This window comes from Bradyrhizobium altum, from assembly GCF_020889705.1.
GTDB lineage: Bacteria > Pseudomonadota > Alphaproteobacteria > Rhizobiales > Xanthobacteraceae > Bradyrhizobium > Bradyrhizobium altum.
This window is the reverse complement of the sequence record NZ_JACMYP010000436.1, coordinates 1-4271: the sequence shown is the minus strand read 5'-3', so window position 1 is coordinate 4271 and position 4271 is coordinate 1. Positions and strand designations below refer to the sequence as shown.

4 protein-coding genes are annotated in these 4271 nt (G+C 64.2%); 1 reads left to right on the top strand and 3 read right to left on the bottom strand.

Annotation, left to right across the window (positions count from 1 at the left end):
* Nucleotides 1-230: 230 nt before the first annotated feature.
* The 3 genes from H8B02_RS45705 to H8B02_RS45695 form a co-directional block, all read right to left on the bottom strand.
* Nucleotides 231-1964 carry a tannase/feruloyl esterase family alpha/beta hydrolase gene (locus H8B02_RS45705; RefSeq protein ID WP_229172278.1) on the bottom strand — a complete coding sequence of 578 codons (1734 nt, stop codon included), beginning with the start codon at nucleotides 1962-1964 and terminating at the stop codon, nucleotides 231-233.
* A gap of 312 nt (nucleotides 1965-2276) precedes the next feature.
* Nucleotides 2277-3188 (bottom strand): NAD(P)-dependent oxidoreductase, encoded by a 912-nt coding sequence (locus tag H8B02_RS45700; RefSeq protein ID WP_229172277.1) that lies wholly within the window; start codon nucleotides 3186-3188, stop codon nucleotides 2277-2279.
* Nucleotides 3189-3387: 199 nt separating this feature from the next.
* A complete protein-coding gene (locus H8B02_RS45695) occupies nucleotides 3388-3771 on the bottom strand; it encodes a carboxymuconolactone decarboxylase family protein (protein WP_018268955.1) in 384 nt (127 codons plus the stop codon).
* Nucleotides 3772-3942: 171 nt separating this feature from the next.
* Between H8B02_RS45695 and H8B02_RS45690 the strand changes: the two genes are divergently transcribed.
* Nucleotides 3943-4271, top strand: a 329-nt coding sequence (locus H8B02_RS45690) for a DUF4175 family protein (RefSeq protein WP_376711791.1), incomplete at its 3' end; no start/stop codon positions are given.

Sequence of the window (4271 nt, the reverse complement as noted above, 5' to 3'; positions counted from 1 at the left end):
AACCACCGCTTGTTGTTGTTGCAGTTAGCTGGGGCCCCAGCCCCTCAAACCACAAACGCCTGTGGTTATGGGTCCCTGGTCGCGCTTCGCTTGCCCGGGACGACAGCATTTATTTTGTCGACAGCAGACATCGTAGGATGGGTAGAGCGCAGCGAAACCCATCACATCGCTCCGCTCCACAGTTCATCAAAAACGCCGGCGAGCCCCGAAGCTCGCCGGCGTCGCATGCCTCACGGCCCGTATTTCGGCGCCGGCGTCTGGTTGAACTCGTGGTCGTGCGCGACGCAGGTGAAATTCGCAGCAATGCTGCTGCTGCCGCTGCCGTTGTACTGTGCGACTTTCGGGAAGACGCAGAGCCGCCGCGTGAACTGGACTGCGGGCGGCGTATCGGCAACGAACTTGGTGCCGAGGATGGTTTCCGGCGCTGTGCCGTTCTCGACCCAGTTGACCAGCGGGGTGAGCGCGTCGAACGTGTTCGGACCGGGCCCTCCGGAGCAGTGGTACATCCCCGGCACCATGAACAGCCGCGCGTAGCTCTGGGTCCGCCGCAGCGCCGGGTTACCGCCCGGGAAGAAGCCGGCGGGCTGGAAGCCGTGGCCTTCGTTCCCGACCAGGGCATTGAAGTAGTTGATGCTGCTCTGCGACGGGATCAGCGGGTCGGCCCAGCCGTGATACATGATGAGCTTGCCGCCATGCTCGCGGAACTCGCCGAGATCGGTGCTGGTTGCGTTCAGCACCTCGGCAAGCTGATCGTCGACCTTGTCGACCGCGCGGTGGAAGTCGAAATTCGCAAAATTGACCTTGCTTGACGGGTAGCCGAAGCTCGGACCGAACACCCAGTAGAACAGGCCGTCGAACGCCGGCTCGGGAAGTTGCTCCTGGAATGCTAGGCCGAGTGCGAGCACGTCGTCGGTTTCGTTGCCGCGCTCGGAGCCCGGATTGATGAGCTGCCCGTTCACCGGGTCGATCGTGCCCGCGTAGTATTTCTGCATGGTCATGACCTGATCGGCCGTCAGGCATGCGGGCGGCTGCTTGCCGCCGGTGCACAGCAACGACTTCGGATCGAAACCACAGTCGCGCGGATCGGTCAGGAACTGGTCGGTGCCGGCGCCGCCGTCGTGGCCGACGCACTGCTTGAGCACCGCCTGGTTGATCAGCGTCATCTGGCCAGGCTGGATGAACCGGCCGGGGCTCGCATGCGTGTTCTGCCAGCCCGCAAGCCCCGCCATATGCAGGTGGGTGCGGTTGAACGCCGCTGCGCCCGCCAGGATGCCGTCATAGTCGTCCGGGAAGCGCTGCGCCTCCATCAAGGCATTCTGGCCGCCGGTGGAGCAGCCGGCGAAATAGGCCATCTTCGCTCGCTGCCCATAGAACGCGTTGGCGATCTCCTTGCCGCGCACGGTCATCAGGTGAATGGCCCGGAAGCCGAAATCCTTGATCCGCTCGGGATGTCCGAACAGGCCGGTCGACGGCGCGGCCGGATCGCCGAACTCAGTTGCGAGCGGATTGCCCATGTTGCCGTTCGAGCCGCAGAACAACGGATTGCATCCCGAGGATCCGGTGCCGAGGTCGCTGTTGGTCGCAGCAAAGCCGGCCTTGATGCCGTTGGCGAGCTCGCTGTAGGTGATGTCGCCCTGGAACCCGCCGCCGCCGGTGCCGAGGAACCTGCCGTTCCACGTGCCCTCGGGCAACCAGACCTCGATCTTGATGCTGGAATCCGAGCTCGGAGTAAGGGTTGCGGTCACCCGGCAGAACGGGGGAAGACCGGTGATCGTGGTCGGCGGGTTGCCGGGAACGACGAACGCTCCGGTGCTGTTGTCGGTCGCCGAATTGATGACGGTGTGCTGCAGTTGCAAGGATTGCAGATTGTTGCACGGCGTCGCCATGGCTGGCGAGCTGGCGATCGCGACACCGGCGAACAGGGCCATGGTCGCGCCGACACGATAGGGTCGATGACGCCTCATTCAGTCCTCCCCAATTTTTTGCAGATTTGTAGGGAAGACAGGATAGCCGACCGTCATGACAACTTGAGGATGACGGGGGAGCGATGGTCCGCGCTCCTTGTCTCGCAATGCACACGCCCGCGCCTCGCTGTGAGCCGCTGGCGGCGCTCCATATTCGGTGTCGTCCCGGCGAAAGCCGGGACCCATAACCACCGCTCTTGATTGAGATGCTGAGCTGGGGCCCCGGCTCAACATACTACAAACCCCTGTGGTTTTGGGTCCCGGGTCGCGCTTCGCTTGCCTGGGACGACAGCGTTATTTTGTCGACGGCGCTTACTTCGCGGCGTGACTGCCGCCCTTGCCACCACCCACGATCACGCCCGCGGCCTTCTCGATCGGCTTGATCGCCGCGGTGAAGTCCGACTCAGGTCCTTCGTCGCGGATGATGACTTCCCAGAGCCGGCCGACCGCTTCGGCAACTTCCATCGACAGCCCGAGCGAGCGCATCTCCTCGACCGCGAGCCGCACGTCCTTTACCATCAAACCGGTGGCGAAGCCGAAGTCGAAGCTGCGCGGTAGCACCGAACGCGGAAACTTGTCGCGGCTCGCGGTGTTCAGCCCCGAGCCTGCATTGATGACGTCGATCATCACGGCCGGATCGAGCCCGGACTTCACGCCCATCACCACCGCTTCCGAGGTCGCGACCATCGCGGTCGCCGACAGGAAATTGTTGGCGAGCTTCATGGTCTGGCCGGAGCCCGGCTTGGTGCCGATGAAGAACACCTTGCCGATGATGTCGAGCGCGCCTTTCACCAGCTCGAAATCGGCGCGCGGGCCCGACACCATCACCGCCAGCGTACCCTTCTCGGCGCCGGAGACGCCGCCGGAGACCGGGCTGTCGATCTGCACGATGTTCTTCCTGGCCAGCAGGTCGTGGATCTTCACCGCCATCTGCGAGCCGACGGTGGAGAGATCGATGAAGCGCTTGACGCGCTTGCCCTCGATCACGCCGCCTGTGCCGGCTGCGACCTCGAGCGAGGCCTGCAGCGAGGGCAGGCTCGCCATTACGGTCTCGACGCGGTCGGCGATATCCTTGGGCGATGTCGCAGCCGCGGCGCCGAGCGCAACCAGCTGATCGACGGCGTCCTTGCGCATGTCGAAGACGGTGAGCTTGTGGCCGGCCTCGATCAGCCGGCGCGCCATCGGGAAGCCCATCTTCCCGAGGCCGATGAATCCGATTTCCATTTCTCGTTTCCTCTACGTCGTTATGTGCCGAGCCGCGCGCCCCACATTCGATGTCGTCCCTGCGAAGGCAGGGACCCATAACCCCAAGACTGAGTTGTTTGGTTTAGCTGGGGCCACAGCCGTCGTAACGACAACGAGCTGTGGTTATGGGTCCCGGCTCGCGCTTCGCTTGGCCGGGACGACAACGAGTCGAGTTCGCTCACGCCTTGTTGTCGAGTTCGGCAAACACCTCGCGCGCGATGCGGAAGCTGTCGACGCCGGCCGGGATGCCGGCGTAGATCGAGACCTGCATGAAGATCTCGCGGATCTCGTCGCGCGATACGCCGTTGGTCAGCGCGCCCTTGATGTGCGCCTTCAGCTCGTGCGGCCGGTTCAGGATCGAGATCATGGCGAGGTTGAGCATGCTGCGCGTCTTGCGCGGCAATTCCTCGCGGCCCCAGACCGCGCCCCAGCAATATTCCGTGACCAGTTCCTGGAACGGCTTGTTGAAGCTGTCCGAATTCTTCAGCGCATTGTTGACATAGGCCTCGCCGAGCACCGCCTTGCGGATTTCGAGCCCCTTGTCGTGTGTTTTTTGGTCCATGTCGCTTCCTCATGCGTTAAGGCGTTGGTTCGGCCGGGACGTTACGGGGTCGAACCGCCGCAGTCACGCCTTCGTGTTATGCGTATTTCCCGGTGTGGGTTACGTCCCGGAACGGGTGCCTCAAAGCCGCCGCTGTGCTAGGCTGACCTGCCGGCTACCCCGGAGATCTTATTGAGCGGAGCCAACATCGACCCGTCCGACAACCCGTCACGCGCCGTCAACGACAGCGATGCGGACGCGCGGCTGAAGCTGACGCAATTGAAGCTGACCGAGGCTCTGCAGCGGGCGAAATTCGCGATTGCGTGGGAGCGGGCGTGGCCACATCTGGCGCGGTTCCTGACGGTCGCCGGTCTGTTCCTGGTCGCGTCCTGGGCCGGGCTGTGGCTGGCGCTGCCGTTTGCCGCACGCGTGGCCGGCGCCGCCCTGTTCGGCATTGCCGCGCTCGCGGTGCTGGCGCCGCTGGTGCGCTTCCGCTGGCCGAGCCGCGAGGAGGGCCTGGG